Origin of the sequence: Dyella lutea, assembly GCF_024158035.1 — a bacterium.
In the GTDB taxonomy this organism is placed as follows: Bacteria; Pseudomonadota; Gammaproteobacteria; order Xanthomonadales; family Rhodanobacteraceae; genus Dyella_A; species Dyella_A lutea.
In genome coordinates, this window is the sequence record NZ_JAMZEK010000001.1 from 274,841 (window position 1) to 292,018 (window position 17,178).

Annotated in this window: 15 protein-coding genes; 3 read left to right on the forward strand and 12 right to left on the reverse strand. The window is 68.5% G+C overall.

Going from position 1 to position 17,178, the window contains the following annotated elements:
• The first annotated feature begins 162 nt into the window (after window positions 1-162).
• Window positions 163-4,575, forward strand: a complete 4,413-nt coding sequence (locus tag NC595_RS01275) for a DEAD/DEAH box helicase (protein WP_253564340.1) — start codon at window positions 163-165, stop codon at window positions 4,573-4,575.
• Between the two features lie 143 nt (window positions 4,576-4,718).
• On the forward strand, window positions 4,719-5,438 hold the full coding sequence (locus tag NC595_RS01280; RefSeq protein ID WP_253564341.1) for a hypothetical protein: 720 nt from the start codon (window positions 4,719-4,721) through the stop codon (window positions 5,436-5,438).
• A gap of 435 nt (window positions 5,439-5,873) precedes the next feature.
• Here NC595_RS01280 and NC595_RS01285 read toward each other — a convergent pair whose 3' ends face one another.
• The 4 genes from NC595_RS01285 to NC595_RS01300 all read right to left on the reverse strand — a co-directional run bounded on the left by NC595_RS01285 (window position 5,874) and on the right by NC595_RS01300 (window position 8,897).
• A complete protein-coding gene (locus NC595_RS01285) occupies window positions 5,874-6,254 on the reverse strand; it encodes a hypothetical protein (RefSeq protein ID WP_253564343.1) in 381 nt (126 codons plus the stop codon).
• Between the two features lie 32 nt (window positions 6,255-6,286).
• Window positions 6,287-6,622: a hypothetical protein gene (locus NC595_RS01290; RefSeq protein WP_253564345.1), complete on the reverse strand. Its 336-nt coding sequence runs from the start codon at window positions 6,620-6,622 to the stop codon at window positions 6,287-6,289.
• A gap of 165 nt (window positions 6,623-6,787) precedes the next feature.
• Window positions 6,788-8,032, reverse strand: coding sequence for a serine hydrolase domain-containing protein (locus NC595_RS01295; RefSeq protein WP_253564346.1), 1,245 nt, complete (start codon window positions 8,030-8,032; stop codon window positions 6,788-6,790).
• A 583-nt stretch (window positions 8,033-8,615) separates the two neighbouring features.
• Window positions 8,616-8,897, reverse strand: a complete 282-nt coding sequence (locus NC595_RS01300) for a helix-turn-helix domain-containing protein (protein WP_253564347.1) — start codon at window positions 8,895-8,897, stop codon at window positions 8,616-8,618.
• 113 nt (window positions 8,898-9,010) lie between these two features.
• Between NC595_RS01300 and NC595_RS01305 the strand changes: the two genes are divergently transcribed.
• The gene (locus NC595_RS01305) at window positions 9,011-9,265 is read left to right on the forward strand and encodes a hypothetical protein (RefSeq protein ID WP_253564348.1); all 255 of its coding nucleotides are present in this window, start codon (window positions 9,011-9,013) and stop codon (window positions 9,263-9,265) included.
• A 23-nt stretch (window positions 9,266-9,288) separates the two neighbouring features.
• Here NC595_RS01305 and NC595_RS01310 read toward each other — a convergent pair whose 3' ends face one another.
• From NC595_RS01310 to NC595_RS01345, 8 genes are all read right to left on the reverse strand, one after another.
• Window positions 9,289-9,819: a DUF2894 domain-containing protein gene (locus NC595_RS01310; protein WP_253564349.1), complete on the reverse strand. Its 531-nt coding sequence runs from the start codon at window positions 9,817-9,819 to the stop codon at window positions 9,289-9,291.
• Entirely contained in the window at window positions 9,809-10,474 is a 666-nt protein-coding gene (locus NC595_RS01315; protein ID WP_253564351.1) for an OmpA family protein, read from the reverse strand. Before NC595_RS01315 ends, NC595_RS01310 begins: the two co-directional genes overlap by 11 nt.
• 139 nt (window positions 10,475-10,613) lie before the next feature.
• Window positions 10,614-12,710, reverse strand: a complete 2,097-nt coding sequence (locus NC595_RS01320; protein WP_253564353.1) for a DUF802 domain-containing protein — start codon at window positions 12,708-12,710, stop codon at window positions 10,614-10,616.
• Window positions 12,707-13,372 carry a DUF3348 domain-containing protein gene (locus NC595_RS01325; RefSeq protein WP_253564354.1) on the reverse strand — a complete coding sequence of 222 codons (666 nt, stop codon included), beginning with the start codon at window positions 13,370-13,372 and terminating at the stop codon, window positions 12,707-12,709. Before NC595_RS01325 ends, NC595_RS01320 begins: the two co-directional genes overlap by 4 nt.
• Window positions 13,373-13,501: 129 nt before the next feature.
• Window positions 13,502-14,677 (reverse strand): 5-demethoxyubiquinol-8 5-hydroxylase UbiM, encoded by a 1,176-nt coding sequence (gene ubiM / locus NC595_RS01330; protein ID WP_253564356.1) that lies wholly within the window; start codon window positions 14,675-14,677, stop codon window positions 13,502-13,504.
• 87 nt (window positions 14,678-14,764) lie between these two features.
• Window positions 14,765-15,136, reverse strand: coding sequence for a nuclear transport factor 2 family protein (locus NC595_RS01335; RefSeq protein WP_253564357.1), 372 nt, complete (start codon window positions 15,134-15,136; stop codon window positions 14,765-14,767).
• Window positions 15,137-15,199: 63 nt separating this feature from the next.
• The gene (locus tag NC595_RS01340; RefSeq protein WP_253564358.1) at window positions 15,200-15,496 is read right to left on the reverse strand and encodes a hypothetical protein; all 297 of its coding nucleotides are present in this window, start codon (window positions 15,494-15,496) and stop codon (window positions 15,200-15,202) included.
• Between the two features lie 56 nt (window positions 15,497-15,552).
• Entirely contained in the window at window positions 15,553-17,136 is a 1,584-nt protein-coding gene (locus tag NC595_RS01345) for a S10 family peptidase (RefSeq protein ID WP_253564359.1), read from the reverse strand.
• Window positions 17,137-17,178: the final 42 nt, after the last annotated feature.

Below are 17,178 nucleotides of genomic sequence, written 5' to 3' on the forward strand. Positions count from 1 at the left end.
GGGGCAACCTCCCGAGCATGTGCAAAGCGTGTCGCAAGCACAAGGTACGCGGGCGCAAGCCGTGCATCGCGTCTCGTGCGACGGTCGCTTGCCACGCTCGACGCCAGGCCCTATATCCAGTGGGTGACGCCCGCCGCTTCCGCCGCCCCGTCGAGGCCGGACATGGACACCCTGCTCGCCGACTTCCACCCCGCCGTCGCGGCCTGGTTCCGCGGCCGTTTCGCCGCGCCCACCGCGGCGCAGGCGGCGGCGTGGCCGGCGATCCGCCGGGGCGAACACACCCTGGTCGCCGCGCCCACCGGCTCGGGCAAGACGCTGACTGCCTTCCTTGCCGCGATCGACGCGCTGGTGCGCGAGGGCGTGGCGCACGGCGGCGCGCTGCCGGACGAGACGCGGGTGGTCTACGTGTCGCCGCTGAAGGCGCTGTCCAACGACATCCAGGTCAACCTGGAGTCGCCGCTGGAGGGCATCCGTAACGAGCTGAAAGCGCTAGGCCTGCCCGACGTGGCGATCCGCACCGCGGTGCGCACCGGCGACACGCCGCAGGCCGCGCGCCACCTGATGCGCAAGCACCCGCCGCACATCCTGGTCACCACACCGGAGTCGCTCTACATCCTGCTCGGCTCGGCCTCCGGCCGCGAGGCGCTGAAGCACGTGCGCGAGGTGATCGTGGACGAGATCCACGCGCTGGCCGACAGCAAGCGCGGCGCGCACCTGGCGCTGAGCCTGGAGCGGCTGGAAGCGCTGTGCCAGCGGCCGCTGCTGCGCATCGGCCTGTCCGCCACGCAGAAGCCGATCGAGGCGGTGGCGCGCTTCCTGGTCGGCGAGGGCGAACGCGCCGCGCTGGCGCCGCTGGCCGACGACACCGCGCCGAACGCTGCAGCTGACCCCGCCTGCACCATCGTCGATATCGGCCACAGCCGCCCGCGCGACCTCGCCATCGAGGTGCCGCCGGTGCCGCTGGAAGCGGTGATGTCCAACGACACCTGGGCGCTGGTCTACGACCGCCTCGCCACGCTGGCCCAGGCGCACCGCACCACGCTGATCTTCGTCAACACGCGGCGGATGGCCGAGCGCGCCGCGCGGCACCTGTCCGAACGGCTGGGCAAGGAACTCGTCGCCGCGCACCACGGCAGCCTGTCGCGCGAGCAGCGGCTGGACGCCGAGCAGCGGCTCAAGCGCGGCGAGCTGCGCGCGCTGGTCGCCACCGCCTCGCTGGAGCTGGGCATCGACATCGGCGACGTTGACCTGGTCTGCCAGCTCGGCTCGCCGCGCTCGATCGCCGCCTTCCTGCAGCGCGCCGGACGCAGCGGCCATGCGGTCGACGGCACGCCGAAGGCGCGGCTGTTCGCCACCTCGCGCGACGACCTGGTGGAATGCGCGGCCCTGCTCGACTGCGTGCGTCGCGGCGAACTGGACACCCTCAGGATGCCGGCACAGCCGCTGGACGTGCTGGCGCAGCAGATCGTTGCCGAGGTTGCCTGCAGCGAATGGGACGAGGACGCGCTGTACGCGCTGGTGCGTCGCGCGCACCCGTACCGCGCGCTGGCACGCAAGGACTTCGACGCCATCGTGCGCATGCTCGCCGACGGCTTCACCACCCGCCGCGGCGCGCGTGCCGCCTACCTGCACCGCGACGCCGTGCACCGGCAGCTGCGCGGCCGGCGCGGTGCGCGGCTCACCGCGGTCACCTCCGGCGGCACCATCCCCGATACCGCCGACTACCAGGTGGTGCTGGAACCGCAGGCGACCATCGTCGGCACCGTCAACGAGGATTTCGCCATCGAAAGCTTCGCCGGCGACGTGTTCCAGCTCGGCAACACCAGCTACCGCATCCAGCGCGTGGAGCCGGGCAAGCTGCGGGTGGAAGACGCCAGGGGCGTGCCGCCGAACATCCCGTTCTGGCTGGGCGAGGCGCCCGGGCGCAGCGACGAGCTGTCCTTCGGCGTGTCGCGGCTGCGCGGGGAGATCGGCACCCAGCTCGCCGCCGGCTGCGTGGATGCGGCCAAGGCGTGGCTGCGCGACACCCTCGGCCTGAACGAATCCGCCGCCCAGCAGCTGGCCGACTACCTTGCCCGCGCCCGCGCCGCGCTGGGCGAACTGCCCACGCAGTCCACCATCGTCATCGAGCGCTTCTTCGACGAATCCGGCGGCACCCAGCTGGTGATCCACACGCCCTACGGCAGCCGGCTCAACCGCGCTTGGGGGCTGGCGCTGCGCAAGCGCTTCTGCCGCCAGTTCAACTTCGAGCTGCAGGCCGCGGCCACCGAGGATGCGATCGTGCTGTCGCTGTCCACCAGCCACAGCTTTCCGCTGATCGAGGTGGCGCACTACCTGCATTCGTCCAGCGCCGAGCACGTGCTGACCCAGGCCTTGCTGGACGCGCCGCTGTTCCCCACGCGCATGCGCTGGGCGGCGGTCACCGCGCTGGCGCTGCCGCGCTTCGCCGGCGGCAAGAAGGTGCCGCCGCAGCTGCAGCGCATGAAGAGCGAAGACCTGCTCGCCACCGTGTTCCCCGACCAGGTCGCCTGCCTGGAGAACATTGTCGGCGAGCGCGAGGTGCCCGATCACCCGCTGGTCAACCAGACCCTGCACGACTGCCTGCGCGAGGCGATGGACACCGACGGCCTGCTCGCCCTGCTGCACGGCATGGAGGACGGTCGCATCACCGTGATCGCGCGCGACCTGGCCGCGCCCAGCCCGCTGGCCAGCGAAGTGCTGACCGCCGCGCCCTACGCCTTCCTCGACGACGCGCCGCTGGAGGAACGCCGCACCCAGGCGGTGCAGGCGCGCCGCTGGGGTGACGTGGAGGACGCCGACGACCTCGGCCGGCTCGATCCCGACGCCATCGCCGCGGTGCGCGAGGAAGCCTGGCCGCAGGCGCGCGACGCCGACGAGATGCACGACGCGCTGACCGTGCTCGGCGGCATCACCGACGCGGAAGTGGCCGCCAACACCGGCTGGGACGCGCACCTGCGCGCGCTGGCCAAGGCACATCGCGCCACCCGGCTCAGCCTCGCCCCGGCCACTGCCGTGTGGGTCGCCGCCGAACGACTGCCACTGTGGCAGGCGGTGCATCCGCAGGCCACGCGGCAACCGGCCATCGACGCGCCCGCCGAATACGCCGCGCCATCCTGGACACCCGAAGACGCCCTGCGCGAACTGCTGCGCGGTCGCCTCGGCGGGCTGGGTCCGATCCCGGTGCCGCCGCTGGCCGCCGCGCTGGGCGTGGACACCGGCGACGTCGAACTGGCGCTGATCCGCCTGCAGTCCGAGGGCTACGTGATGCAGGGGCACTTCAGCCCCGACACGCCCGCCATCGAATGGTGCGAGCGCCACCTGCTGGCGCGCATCCACCGCTACACGCTGGGCCGGCTGCGCCGCGAGATCGCCCCGGTAAGCCGGCGCGACTTCCTGCGCTTCCTGCTCGACTGGCAGCACGTCACCCCGGCCACGCGCATGAGCGGCCCGGACGCACTGCCCGCCGCGCTGGCGCAGCTGGAAGGCTACGAAGCCGCCGCCGGCGCCTGGGAAACCGAACTGCTGCCCGCCCGCCTCGACGATTACGGCAGCCGCTGGCTGGACGAACAATGCCGCGCCGGCCGCATCGGCTGGAGCCGGCTGCGCCCCGGCGGCAGCGGCGGCGGACCGGTGCGCGCCACGCCCATCGTGCTGCTGGCGCGACGGCAGATGGGCGTGTGGGCCGCGGTCGCCGAACGCGACGATGCCGACGCCCCCGCGCTGTCCTCCCGCGCCCAGGCGGTGGCCGAAGCGCTGCGCGACGAGGGCGCGCTGTTCTTCGACGAGCTGATGGCCAGCACCCGCCTGCTGCGCACCGAGCTGGAAGACGCGCTGGGCGAAGCGGTCGCCGCCGGCCGCGTCACCGCCGACAGCTTCGCCGGCCTGCGCGCCCTGCTGCTGCCCGCGGCCAAGCGCGAAAACCCGCGCCACCGCCGCGTGCGCCACCACAGCCTAAGCAGCCTGGAAGACGCCGGCCGCTGGGCGCTGGTGCGCGCCCGCGCACCGCGCGAGGAAAGCGACGAAGCGCACCGCCGCGAGCAGGTCGAGCACGTCGCCCGCACCCTGCTGCAACGCTACGGCGTGGTGTTCTGGAAACTGCTGGAACGCGAAGCCGCCTGGCTACCGAGCTGGCGCGAGCTGCGCCAGGTCTACCAGCGGCTGGAAGCGCGGGGCGAAATCCGCGGCGGCCGCTTTGTCGACGGCCTGGTCGGTGAGCAGTTCGCCCTGCCCGACGCTATCCCCGCCCTGCGATCCATCGCCCGCCGCGATGCGAGCGGCGAGCTCGTGGTCGTCAGTGGCTGCGATCCGCTCAATCTCACTGGAAGCGTGCTTGCCGGGGAGCGCATCCCTGCTGTCATCGGTACTCGAATTCTGTTCGAGGATGGTGTGGCGGTGGCTGCGTGGGTGAGTGGCAAGGTGCAGTGGTTGGTGGAGGGGGATGGGGAGAAGCAGCAGCGGTGGCGAGAAGCCTTGGGCGTGAGGGGGGCCGCTAGTCGTGGGTGGGCGCCAGGTACGCAGTCCGAGGACGCGGCGCAGGTACGACTCGGGGAGTGAGCGCGACCAGATTAGGCTGGTTCGTCCGCCGCGGAAGTCCTCCACTGGCGAAACCGATTCACTTGCCGTTTTTAGCTGTCAAATAAAAGCTATTGACCTCCAGTTTTAGGCCTGATAGCCTGCGAAAAGACTGGAGGAAAGCCATGCCCAAGATCGTCGAATACCCGCGTGCGTCCCTCGCGAATAGCCTGGAGCTTGCGGAGGCTGTGAGTAGCCTCGGTGGTAGCAGCACAGTGCCCATGGCTGCGGAACGACTTAACCGAAAGCAGGGGGGAGCTTTTACTGCCCTCATTTCCGCAGCGACCAAGTACGGCCTGATCAGCTCCAAGGGCGGGCGGCTCACAGCTCAAGAGACCTTCCGCAACTACAAGTTGGCTTACAACGAGAACGAGAAGAAGGCTGCTCTGCGGACAGCGCTCCTCGCGCCACCGATGTTTGCTGCGGTGTACCGGCGGTTCGAGGGGAGCGTCCTTCCCGTTGAACACTTCGAAAAACTACTGATCCGGGAGTTTGATGTTCCTGAGGATCAAGCGTCGAAGGTGAGTAGCTACTTCCTTGAAGGGCTGGAACAAGCAGGACTCATTGAGACTGGCAACAAGCTCATTCCATTGAACGACTCGGATGATCTGAACGCAGATGCGGATCCTGTAGCCGATCGAGAAACCAGTGAGGTCTTAGGACAGTCCGGAACGAGTGCACGACCCCAGCCGGGTCAGCACAAGTCAAATGAGTTCGCTGTGACGTTCAAGGGGCCGGGTCTCGATTCGACCATCGTTATCGTCGAAGAGGAGGACCTGGAGATCGTGCAGGTGATGCTGAAGAAGGTGAGGAAGGCTCTTCTTTCCCGCAGTAGCGATCAATAAAAAAGCCGCCAGCTGTTTCCAGCTGGCGGCTCCCGAATTCCCAAGGGGTGTAGATAGGCGCTGCCCTGAGGGAGCTCTAGCTTCCCCTGTAGTCTTTCGGTCTAGGCCCCGTAAGTTTGCGATCAGGGTGGCGGAGCGTCAAGGAGCGCCTGGAGAACACGCCATGAACAGGCACCGTCCTCCTGCCCCACCTGGTTTTAGGTGGGTGTTCGTGAAGTGCTTTAAGCACTATCGGACAGGAAAGCTCGTCTATCCGAAGACGGCTGATTGCTTTTGCTTCCTGGTTCGTTGCTGATCGAAACGGGGGCCTCTGGCCCCCGTTTCTCCTTCAGCCAGCTAACACATCTAAGGGGACGTCGGATGCACGGAATCATGCGGGCACCGAAAACAGGGGTCAGAGTGCACTTTCGGGACGAAGCGAGCACCTCTGACCAGTTAGCCGCGACTAGTCCATCTCCTGCGTGCCCGCTCAAGTTGCACGTCGTCGTGGAACGGAAGCGCTTCCGCTGCCCACGCCAGGAATGCCGATACGGCGTCGATCTGTAGCGGGGAGCAGCGGTAGCGGAAGTTCAGATGCTCAATGCCCGGCTGCTGGCATCGACCGTACTCGGCCAGAGCGCGGAGCGTGAAGTCGCCGACCAGCGCAGGGTCATTGGGATGTCTGACGCACCAGAGCATGTAGAGCGAAACGACGCGGAGCAGGTCCACCGGCGCGGGCAGCTCCATGACGTTCGGGTTGGCTCGAATGAAGGCATCATCCATCGCCGGAGCATCCGCTTCGGGGAAGGCTTCGGTCAGGCGATTAGCGATGCTCACAGGCGCTCCTCCGACTCCCATGCCTGGCGTGCTCAAGGGCCGTAGCCACGATCCGACAACCACAATGCTGCCCCGGCCCCGCTTGGATCCGTCGCTGATGCCATCGCGCGAACGACGCGAAGACAGTGCGCTTCGTTCTGCGGATCGAGTTGCAGGCTCTCCAGCGCGCAGAAGGCAATCCAGGGGCCGGCCTGCGGGTGATCGAGCAGCGACATCAGCTGCTCGGTCTGTGCCGGGTCCTTGAAAGCTTCCAACATGGCCGATCGCAATTTGTCGGCGATGCGGTTGGCTCGTTTCACCGACTCCGATGAGTCGTAGCCGACTTCGGCATGCGCGTTTGCAAGCCTGACGAACTCGTTGATCTCCATACCCCCCCCGCGTCCTGGTTGCGCAATGTATCGAAAAAGCGAAAAAGGGGACGGAGGTAATTAAGTCCTTCCCTGCAGCCAACCGGGTCAGGTTCGCTTACACGCCCAGATCGAGTGAGCCCGGCCCCGCTATGCAGCGTAAGCCGCATTACGTCCTGCTCGCCATCACGGCGATGGCACCGCCAGGTCGCTGGTGTAGGTGCGGGCCAGGGCGATCACGCGGGCGGTGAAGTCGTCGTAGCCGTAGGGCCACGGGCCTTTGCCGTCGTAGCTGGGGTCGGCCTCGATCTGGCGCACGGCGACCAGGTGCGCCTTGGGTACCACCACGATGTACTGGCCGAGATAGCCGTTGGCCTCGTAGGCCACGATCGGGCCGGAGCGGTCCTCGATGAGGTCGTCCATGCCGCGGCCGTGCGCGTTGATGTCCTTGGCCAAGGTGGGCAGCTCCGCGCCCAGCGCCTGCGTGAACGCCGGCCGCAGTTCGCTGGGCTGGGTGAAGGTGCGCGGCACCAGCGGACGCAGTTTCTCCAGGCCGACCCGATCGATGCCCTGCTGCTCCATCGCGTCGATCGCCTTGGCACTGACACCCATCTTGCGGTCGGCGCTGCGGCGCCACCAGAGCAGGCCATAGCTGGGCGTGAAGGGCTGGCTCTGACCGACCATGGCGCGGATGTACGCCGGGTCGATCAGCTGCTTGCCGTGCCAGCGGCCGTCGGCCAGCACCAGCTCGCCGATCTTCGCCGCGTCGGCGGCGGTGGCCTTCCAGCCGGCCATCGCATAGGGGTGACCGGCATGATCGAAGCCGCCGTCCGTGTTCCAGGCCGGTCCCGGGATGCCCATCGGCTGCAGGATCGTGCGCTCGATGTAGTGATCCATGCGCATGCCGGACGCCTGCTCGATGACGCCGGCGAGCAGGTTCATCGCCTTGTTGTTGTAGCTGAAGCGGGTGCCGGGCGGGCTGCTCAGCTCCGCCGCCAGCGCGAGCTTGATGCCATCCGGCGCGGGATAGATCTCCACGGTGGTGTTGGGCACGTTCTGCAGGCCGGAGGTGTGGTCGAGCAGCATCCGCACCGTGATCTTGGCCTTCTGGCCCTGCTTCCACTCCGGATAGAAATCGCTGACCGGCTCGTCGATCGACTTGATCTTGCCTTCGGTGACCAGGCGCCCGACGACGAGGCCCACCAGCGACTTGGTCGCCGACATCATCTCGATCGCGTGCGGCGTCTCACCGGGCTTGGTGTAGGAAGCGAGCACCTTGCCGTCGCGCAGCACCAGCATGGTGTCGCTGTGCGAAGCCTTGGCGCCCTCGACCAGCGCGTTCAACGCCGTATCGGACGCGCGGCCGGCGTGCGCGGTGGAGACCATCAGCAGGCTGGCAAACAAGGGGAGTAACCATCGGGGCGTGCGCATTCGTTTCATTCCTTTTCACGAGGCTCGTTCACGGAAGGGCTCTCATGGCGCCCAGGACTTTGCAGCCTGGCTACTCGCTTCGACTGGCTCCGCAGCGCAAAGCCTGCAGGTCGCGGCGCGGAGAGGGCGACTGCCGGTAAGCGGGAATATAAGGGGCACTACGGGCGGTTCCGGAAGTGACAGTCGGCCTATACGGACGTGAGGCCGAGTGGTGGGGCCAACTAGCGAGCGACATCAGGTTCACTTCATTTCGTGCGCGGAAGCAGGGGCCACGGTGCTCATTCGGGGCGAAGCGGGCACCTCTGACCAGTCAGCTGCCACTCGTCCATCTCAGTAGCGCCCGCTCGAGTTGCACCTCGTTATGGAACGGAAGTGTTTCCAATGCCCACGCCAGGAATGCCGATACGGCGTCGATCTGTGCGTCGGTCTGCACCACTGCTTTGGGGGGAGCAGATGCAGTAGTTGATCGCAGGGCGTCGAGAGCGGAGGCATGTGGGGCCATGCTCAACGAAGGGCCGGCATTCCCGTCCAGAGCTCCAATCACCACATCGAGCGGCGGTCAAGGCTGCCAACAGCCTTCGGCTCAGAGGCGAAGCGCTCGGGCCCCCGCTTTTTTCTTGGACTTCAACTCTCGCTCGAACTCAGCGACAAAGTCAGTCAGCGACTGCCCGCATGCGCTGCAGAACTCCTGAAGTTGCAGGAGATCCATTCGCCTGGACCCGCGCTCGACGTCGCTTACATAGGATTGCGGGCGCTTTAGTACCGCGCTCAGATCGACTTGGGTTAAGCCGGCCTGTGTCCGTAGTGCACGCAGGTGGCGCAGCAACACCACGTACTCGCTCTTATGTATGGACTTCGAAGACATGATCGCGGCCGCAGGAGACGGCGACGACGCTATATCTGCTTTTCAAATATCTGAAAAAGAGATATTGTGTAATTGAACGTACAAGTCCTCGCATGCCGCCAGGGAGCCACGCCATGACCCAGGAACGCCTTTCCTTCGGAGTCACCCTCAACCAGATCGATGAGCTTCACGGTTTGCTTCGCACGATCACCGCCAACGGCGACATGGTGACCGTGGGTTGCCAGGAACCGCTGCACCCACAGACCGTCTCGGCGCTGGGTGAAGGCATTTTCAACGCGGCACTGAGCGTGCGCGAGATCGTCGACCGGATCGAGGAACAGCGGCTAGCGCCGGAACCGGTGTCGAAGGTCGTCGACCCGGCGCTGTGACGTAGGCACCGGAACGCGGGCGTTCATCGCCGCGGCTTGCGGGTGGCGCGCTTCTTTGGCGCCATCGACTGTGTTGCCGTGCCCGCTGTGCCCAACTGCTCCAGCCACGCCAGCTCATCCACGTAGGCGAGGAACGCGCGCAGGTAGCCGGGCGACAGCTCGCGCATCAGCGCGATGGCGCGGCTGGCGAGAGCGGTGGAATTGAGCGGGCCGGCGTCGGCGGGGATGTGCGCGACCGCGTGCTGCAGCTGGCTGTCGGCGCGCAGGGTGGACCAGCGCTGGCGGAAGTCGGCGAGGGCAGGGAGTTCCGGATAACGGCTGCGGTCGGTCGGCGCCTCGCGGGCGAGCTGGTCTGCCAGTTCACGCAGGGGGCCGAACTGGCGTTCCGACGGCTCGACTTCTGCCGTGTCACCGGAGGCTTCGGCATCGCGCGCACGCAGTGCGGCCAGTCGCGCATCGAGCACGCGGCGCGCTTCACCGTCGAGGCCGGCGGCGCGCTGTTCCAGCGCCGCGATCAGCTGCGCGCGGATGGCCGTGGCGGTATCAGGGCCCATGGCCGGGGGCGACGTCTTTCGTGGCGGTGTTGCCGGCCGAGGAGCGCGGGATCGGGGCGATCTCGACGCGGCGGTTCTTCGCGCGGCTGGCTTCGTCGGTGTTGGCGCTGACCGGCTGCTGCGCGCCGAAGGCAGCGGCGAACACGGCATTGGCGGGCACGCCGGCGGCGATCAGCGCACGGGTGACGGTGAGCGCGCGCTGGGCGGACAGCTCCCAGTTGTCGGCGAACTGGCGGTTGTCGCCGTGCACCGGCTGGTCGTCGGTGAAGCCACTGACCATCAGCAGCTCGTCGCGCGATTGCAGGTACTGCGCCAGCGGCGCAGCGAGACTCTGGATCAGCTGCCGGCCCTCGGGCTGCAGCTGGTCGGAGTTGAGCGCGAACAGCAGGTTGCCGCGGATGCCGATACGGCCGTTGACCAGGGTGACGCGGCCCTGCGCCAGCGGGGTGGCGAGCGCCTTCTCCAGCGTGGTGCGGCGTTGCAGTTCAGCCTGGCGCTGCTTCTCGGCCACTTCCAGTTTGTGCGAGAGCTGCAGCTGCACGCCGATGACGCCGACCAGGATCAGCACGAAGGCACCGAGCAGCACCGACATCAGGTCGCCGAAGGCCCAGATCGGCGCGGTGGATTCGGGCTCGAGTTCGACTTCGTCGGTCATGGGGTGGGGCGGGCGATGAGCGGATGGTTCGTGCCGGTCGAGGCCACGGGCTCCCCACGGCTTCCTGTAGGAGCGCACCCTGTGCGCGACTGGACGCTTGGTGGTCGCGCACAGGGTGCGCTCCTACAGGGGTTTGGGTTCATGCCTTGGCCGCCTTGGCCGGGGTGCGGCGGCCGGCGAGTTGCTGCATGTCGTCGAGGATCTGCTGCTGCGAGAGCACGCTGAGTTCGACCACTTCCTTCGCCTGTGCGACGTAGTAGGCGAGCTGCTCGTCGCTGCGCGCGAGCGAGGCGTCGAGCGCGCCGGCGATCTGCTGCAGGCGTTCCATCAGCGCGTCGTTGGTCTGCGCGAACTGCGCCACGCCGGCACCAAAGGCTTCGCCCAGGCCGGCCACTTCGGCGGCGCTGGCGGTGAGCTGGGCGGCGGCGTGGTCGAGCTTGCCGGTCTCGCTTTCGATCTGCGCGGCGAAGCGGCTGCCGACGCGGTCGAGCAGCTCGGCCGAGGTGCTGACCAGCGCGTCGACCGCGCTGCGCTGTTCGGTGGACGCGTGGTTGACCGCGTCGAGCAGGGTTTCCAGCGTCGCCAGCAGGCGGCTGCGTTCCTCCAGCATGGCGGTGTCGCGCACCATCGAGTCGGACAGCTTCTGGCGCAGCTCACCGACCACTTCGGCGGCCACGCGCGGCGCCTCGGAGGCCGCCTCGACCAGCCGGCCGATCTCGGCGAGGGTCTGGCCGGCGTGGGCCTGGGTCTGTTCGGCGATGCCGGCGGCGGTGGCCTCCAGCGTGTCGCAGATCGCCTGCTGGCGCTGGGCGGTGGCGTCGCCGGTGGCGGTCCATTGCGCGCCGAGGTCGGCGCTGATGGCGTCGAGCTTCTGCGCCCAGGCGGCGAGGCGCTGCTCGTCGCCCGCGGCCAGCGCCGACCGCAGCTCCGCATGCGAGCGGTTCACCGCCTGCACCAGCGCGGCGGCGTGCGACGCGAAGGCTTCGCCCGCGGCGGCCAGCGCCTGCTGGTTGCGGGTGGCGAGTTCGGCGTGGGTGGCATCCTGTTTCGCCAGCGCGGCGTTCCACGCCTCGGCGGCCCGTTCGGCTCCGGCGTCGAGGCGGCTGGCGACGCCGTCCAGCAAGGTGGACGAGCGCTGCTCGAAGGTGTCGGCAAAGCGGGTGAGCGTGTCCCCCAGCGCCTGCGCGTGCGCTGCGTTGGTCTGGCGATGCTGGACGAGTGCGTCGTTCCAGATGCCGGTGACGGTGCGCGCGGTATCGTCGAAACCGGCGGCGACGCCGTCGAGCTGGCGCTGCACCGCGGCGCTGACGCTGGCCTGGATCGCCGCGGATTCGCGGGCGAGGCTGGCCAGGGTGGATTCCACCACCGGCTGCAGCACACCGCTGGCGGTGCGCGCGCTGGCGACCACGCTGTCCTTCAGCGACTGCTCGACCGACTGCGCCAGGCGCGTGTACGCCGTTTCGGTGTGGCGATGAAAGGCCTCCTGCTCGGCCTGCTGGCGCGCGTGCGCTTCGGCGCTGTGCTGTTCCAGCGTGGTGGCCATCGCCTGCAGGCGATCGACGATCGTCGGCATCGCCGCAGCCTGCTGCTGCAGCAGACGGAAGGCTTCCTCGCGCTGGTGCGCCTGCGAGTGGACCCGCAGGGTGGTGGCGATGCGCGCGTCCAGACCCTGCACCGCGAGCAACCGCTCGCGACGGACCAGCGCGGAGAACAGGCCGAGCATCGCCGAGCTGGCGACACCGGCGATCGAGGTGCCGAAGGCGAAGCCCAGGCCGTTCACCGGCGCGGCCAGCGAGCCGCGGATCGCCGCGATATCGCTGGCGCTCTCGAGCGCCATGCCGGTGCCGCGCAGCGTGGCCATCATGCCGAGCAGGGTGCCGAGCATGCCCAGCAGCACCAGCAGGCCGACCAGGTACGGCGTCATCGCCGGTGCCGGCAGCGCGACGCGCTCGCCTTCCACGCGCAGCCGCACGGCGTGGCGCAGGCCGGGATGCAGGCGCTGCAACCAGCTGCCGAGATCGGCCGGGGCTTCGTCCAGGTCATCCACCGCATGACGCAACGAAGCGGTGGCCTGGCGGTAGCGGAACAACTCGGACGCGCCGGCGAGATAGCAGGCGCCGATCAGCAACGCGACCGCCATGCCGAGCGGGTTGGAACCGACATAGCCGACGGCGATCCAGCCGATGGCGGCGAGGCCCAGCGCAAAGACGGCAGCGAGGAGGAGATTCTTGATCATGCGGACTCTTGGGTAGTGCACAGCGCCGCAAGCAGCGCGTCGACCGGTTGAAAACGGAGCTCCAGCTCGGCCAGCAACACGCTTTGCATGTCGCGGCGGAAGGTGTCGAGCCAGTGGGTCTGCCCGGCGCTGCGCAGGGATTCGAAGCGCCGCTCCAGCAGCGTCGGCACCTTGGCCAGCAGGCTGTGTTCGCGAGGGCTGAGCGTCACTTCCATCACCGCGTCGACTTCGGCCAGCCGCGCGGCATCGGTCGAGGCCTGCGCCAGGGCATCGCGCAGCTTGCCGCGCAGACGGCCGGTGGTGGCCTGCATCGCACGCTGGTGGGTGAGACAGCTCTGGCGCATCGCCGCGTAGTCGGCCTCGTCCGCCGTCGCGGTGCCTGCGGCGAGCAACGGGTCATTCCGGATAGCGGAATCGAGCACCTCGCGGGCCCGCGCGCACCCGGCCGCCAGCTCGTCCGACGGCGTCACGGCACCCCCGCACACGACCGGACACGCATCCAGTGCGGACGAGAGCGCCAGCGCATGTTTCCAGTCCAGCCACTGGCCAAGCCGATCAGGCAGCGACGCGCCCGGTGCGGCCACGTCCACCTCTGCCAGGCGCGCCAGCAGACGGATGAAGGTAGGTCCGCGGACCGTTGGGCGGAGGGCTGCTTGCGCCATGTTTCGCCGGGCAAAACCGGCAGTTTACCGCGCCAGCGGGGCTGCGGCCCGCCCGGTCGTCGCAGCGAGCGCGCGGTCGCTCACGCTTCGGGAGCTGCGCCCCTCCGTCAGCTCGCCCGACCGGCCCGGTCAGGCCACGCTGGCGCGCCGCGTGAGATGGGCGGCTACCAGCCGGCGGAACAGCGGCACGCGCCCGGCAGCGCCCAGCAGGGCACCCCGCAGGAAGCACGCGGGCGGACGATCGTCGGTGTACAGCGAGGCGATCAGCCCGGTGGCGAGATAGAGCGGTGCCGTGGCGCGGCGGTGCGCCTGTTCGTAGGCCGCCAGCACATGCGGGCTGCCGATGTCCCGCCCGCTCTGCACGGCGGCACGCAGGTGGGCGGCCAGCGTCTCCGCACTCTGCAGGCCGAAATTGAAGCCGTGCGCGGTGACCGGGTGCATGCCGACCGCGGCATCGCCGACCAGCGCACAGCGCGGCGCCACGAAGCGCTGTGCATAGGTGCCGACCAGCGGATAGACATGGCGCTCGCCGAGCAGGCGCATGCTGCCGAGGCGATGGTCGAAGCGCTCCTGCATGGCCCGGGCGAAATCCTCCGGCGGCAGGTCCTGCATCGCCTGGGCGAGCTGGTGCGGCAAGGTCAGCACCACCGAGGATTGCCCCTCCCACAGCGGCAGCAGGGCCAGCGTCTGGCCGTAGCCGAACCACTCCCAGGCTTCCTGCCGGTGCGGCTGCTCGTGCGCCATGCGGCACACCAGCATGCTGCGGCCGAAGTCGCGCATGCGCGCACCGATGCCGAGCAGCCGGCGCATGGCCGAGAAGCGGCTGTCCGCCGCCACCGCCAACCGCGCCAGCACGGACAGATCGCCGGCGCAGTGCAGGCGCACGCCACTGCCTTCGATGGCGATGTCCTGCACGTCGGCATGGTTTACCACCTGCACCGAGGCGCGGCTGTTGGCCGCCTCGAACGCGGCGCGGCGGATCTGGGCGTTGCTCACCAGGTGTCCGAGCAGGCCGTGGTCCGGCGCGGCGATCTCCATCGGACGGGCACCGCGGCCGTCCATCACCCGCGCCGCGCGCAGCGGATGGATGTAGGCCGGATCGATCCGCGACCACACGTCCAGCCGCTCCAGTCGTTCGCGGGAGGCCTTGGTCAGCGCGATCTCGCGGCCGTCGTCAACCGGCTCGGCCAGCGCCAGCAGCGACTGCCGCTCCAGCACCGCCACCTCGAGCCCCGCATCGGCCAGCGCGCTGGCCAGGCACAAGCCGGCCGGTCCGCCCCCCACCACCGCTACGTCCACACGCATCGCGCTTCTCCGTCCGGAAAGACGGGAGGCTAGGACTGGCGGGGGACGGCCGCGCTGACGCGGATCAAGCGGGTGCGGCGAAGCGCTCTACGCGCTGTGATCGGCGATGTAGACCAGCAGGCCGTCGAACACGCGGTATTCGGAGCGGCCTGGCATGGCGATGCGCTGGCCGGCGCGGATACCGTTGGGCAGGTCGAGGGCGAAGGTGCCTTCGAACTGGATCTCGGCCCAGGCGGTGTCACCCTGTTCGCGGTAGGCGGTGATCACCTGCCGGCGTGCGCTGAACAGCGGCTGCGTGCTGCGGGCGAGGCGGTCGAAGTCCAGCAACCCCTCGGTGCGCAGCGTGCGCTGGCCGCCGGCATGGTTCTCGAACACGATCGTCGGATGCAGAGTGAGCAGCATCGCGTCGACGTCGATACGGTTGTAGGCGTCGATGTAGCGGTCGATCAGGGGGCGCATGGCGGGTGGCTCGACATTCGGGACGACAGTGCGGCCATTATCCCGGGCCGGCCGGCCGATCGACTAGCTGGCCGGATAAAAGACGTACCCCATTCGCACGGGCGAGCGCCATGCCGTGAACCACCCCACGGGCCGGACGCTCTCGGCACGGACATGCGGTGCATCGGCACGATTCACCGCGCCCCACTTTCCTTCCGGATGCCAATCGGCCATCAGCGCAGCGCGGGCCTGCAGCACAGCGGCGTCCGCGTGGGGCGCGCGCACGGTAAAGGTGACGTAGAAGCCGACGATCGGCTCGGAACCGTCCTCCGCCGGTACCTCGACATGCTCGCCGTGCAACATCACCCGGAAGAATGGCATCGCGACTCCCCCGCACCGGGTGGAAAGGGCGGGCCGCAAACGGCCCGCCCGCGGACTTACTTCACGTTGTCGGTAGCCTGGATGAACTTCACCACATTGTCGTGCAGCGTCTTCAGCGAGGCGGTGTGGGCGTAGACCATGTGGCCGGACGGGTACCAGGCGTAGCTGATGTTCTTCTGCAGCGAGTCCGGGATCGGCAGGTGGTCCATCTCGTACTTGGCGGCGTAGAACGGCGTGGCCAGGTCGTAGTAGCCACTGTTGAGGAAGACCTTCAGATCCGGGTTGGTCTTCATCGCCATCGCCAGGTCGCCCATCACGTTCATGGCGCCGTCGTGGCCGTCGTGCTTCATGCCCCAGTCGTCGATGTCGGCGAACAGGCGATAGGTCTGGTTCTTGCCGAACTTCAGCTGCTGGCGCACGTAGTCGTTGAACACCGCCACATAGGCCGAGCTGATCGCCGAGGACTGCGGGTCGTACTCGGAGCTCTTGCTCAGCGGATCGATCGAGGGGCCGGAGAAGCGGCTGTCGAGGCGACCGGTGGTGATGTCGCCATCGGCCTGCAGCTCGTGCTCGAACATGCCGCCGGTGACGCGCAGGTCGGCCTTCAGCAGGTAGGCCACCGGCAGGCCGGTGTACTGGTGCAGCTTCTCGGCGATCGCCTGCTTGCGCGCGGCGTCCAGCGCGGCGCCGGCGAACAGCGCGCTGGCATAGTCGCCCGCGGCGAACTGCTCCACCTCGGCCAGGAACGGCTCGAGCGCGGCCGGCTGCTGCGGCAGCTTGTGGTGGTAGTAGGCGGTGGCGGCGAACGTGGGCAGGGCCAGCGCGTAAGGCAGGTCCATGCCCGGGTTGCGCTCGGGGCCGTCGATGGAGTTGTCGAAGTTGAGGATCTGCGAGAGCAGGATCACGCCGTTGAGATCGACGCTGTCCTCGTTCTCCAGGTCGTTGGCCAGCACCGCCGAGCGGGTGGTGCCGTAGCTCTCGCCGAACAGGTACTTCGGCGAGTTCCAGCGACCGTACTTGGACAGGAACTGGGTGATGAACTGGGCGAAGGCGTGGCCGTCGCCGTCGACGCTGTAGATGTCCTTCTTGCGCTCCTTCATCTGGTCGGCGCGCTTGGCCGGATCCTTGTCGTCGGCGATCAGCCGGCTGAAGCCGGCGCCGGGCGCGTCGATGAACACCAGATCGGAAGCGTCGAGCAGGCTGTAGTCGTTGTTGACCAGGCCGTAGGGAGCGGCGGGCGTGTGGGTGTCGTCATTGGTGACCACGCGCTTGGGACCGAACGCGCCCATGTGCAGCCACACCGTGGCCGAGCCGGGACCGCCGTTGTAGATGAAGGTGACCGGACGCGAACCTGGCGCCACGCCCTTCTTGAAGTAGGCGGTGTAGAACATGCTCACCGTCGGCTCGTTCTCCTTGTCGCCCTTGCCGTGCAGCACCAGGGTGCCGGCAACCGCCTTGTAGTCGATGCGCTTGCCTTCGACGGTGACGCTGCCTTCGGTTTCGGACGACTGCGGCTTGACCAGCGCGGCGTCGGGCGCGTCGGCCTTGGCCTTGGCGTCGTCGTGCTTGTCGTCGTGGGCGAAGGCGGCGGTGCTGATCAGTGCGCTGGCGAGCGCGGCGGCAAGAGCGAGTCGACGCATGCGGGTTCCCCTGGGGTAGTGGTGGGCCAAGCCTTCGAGACT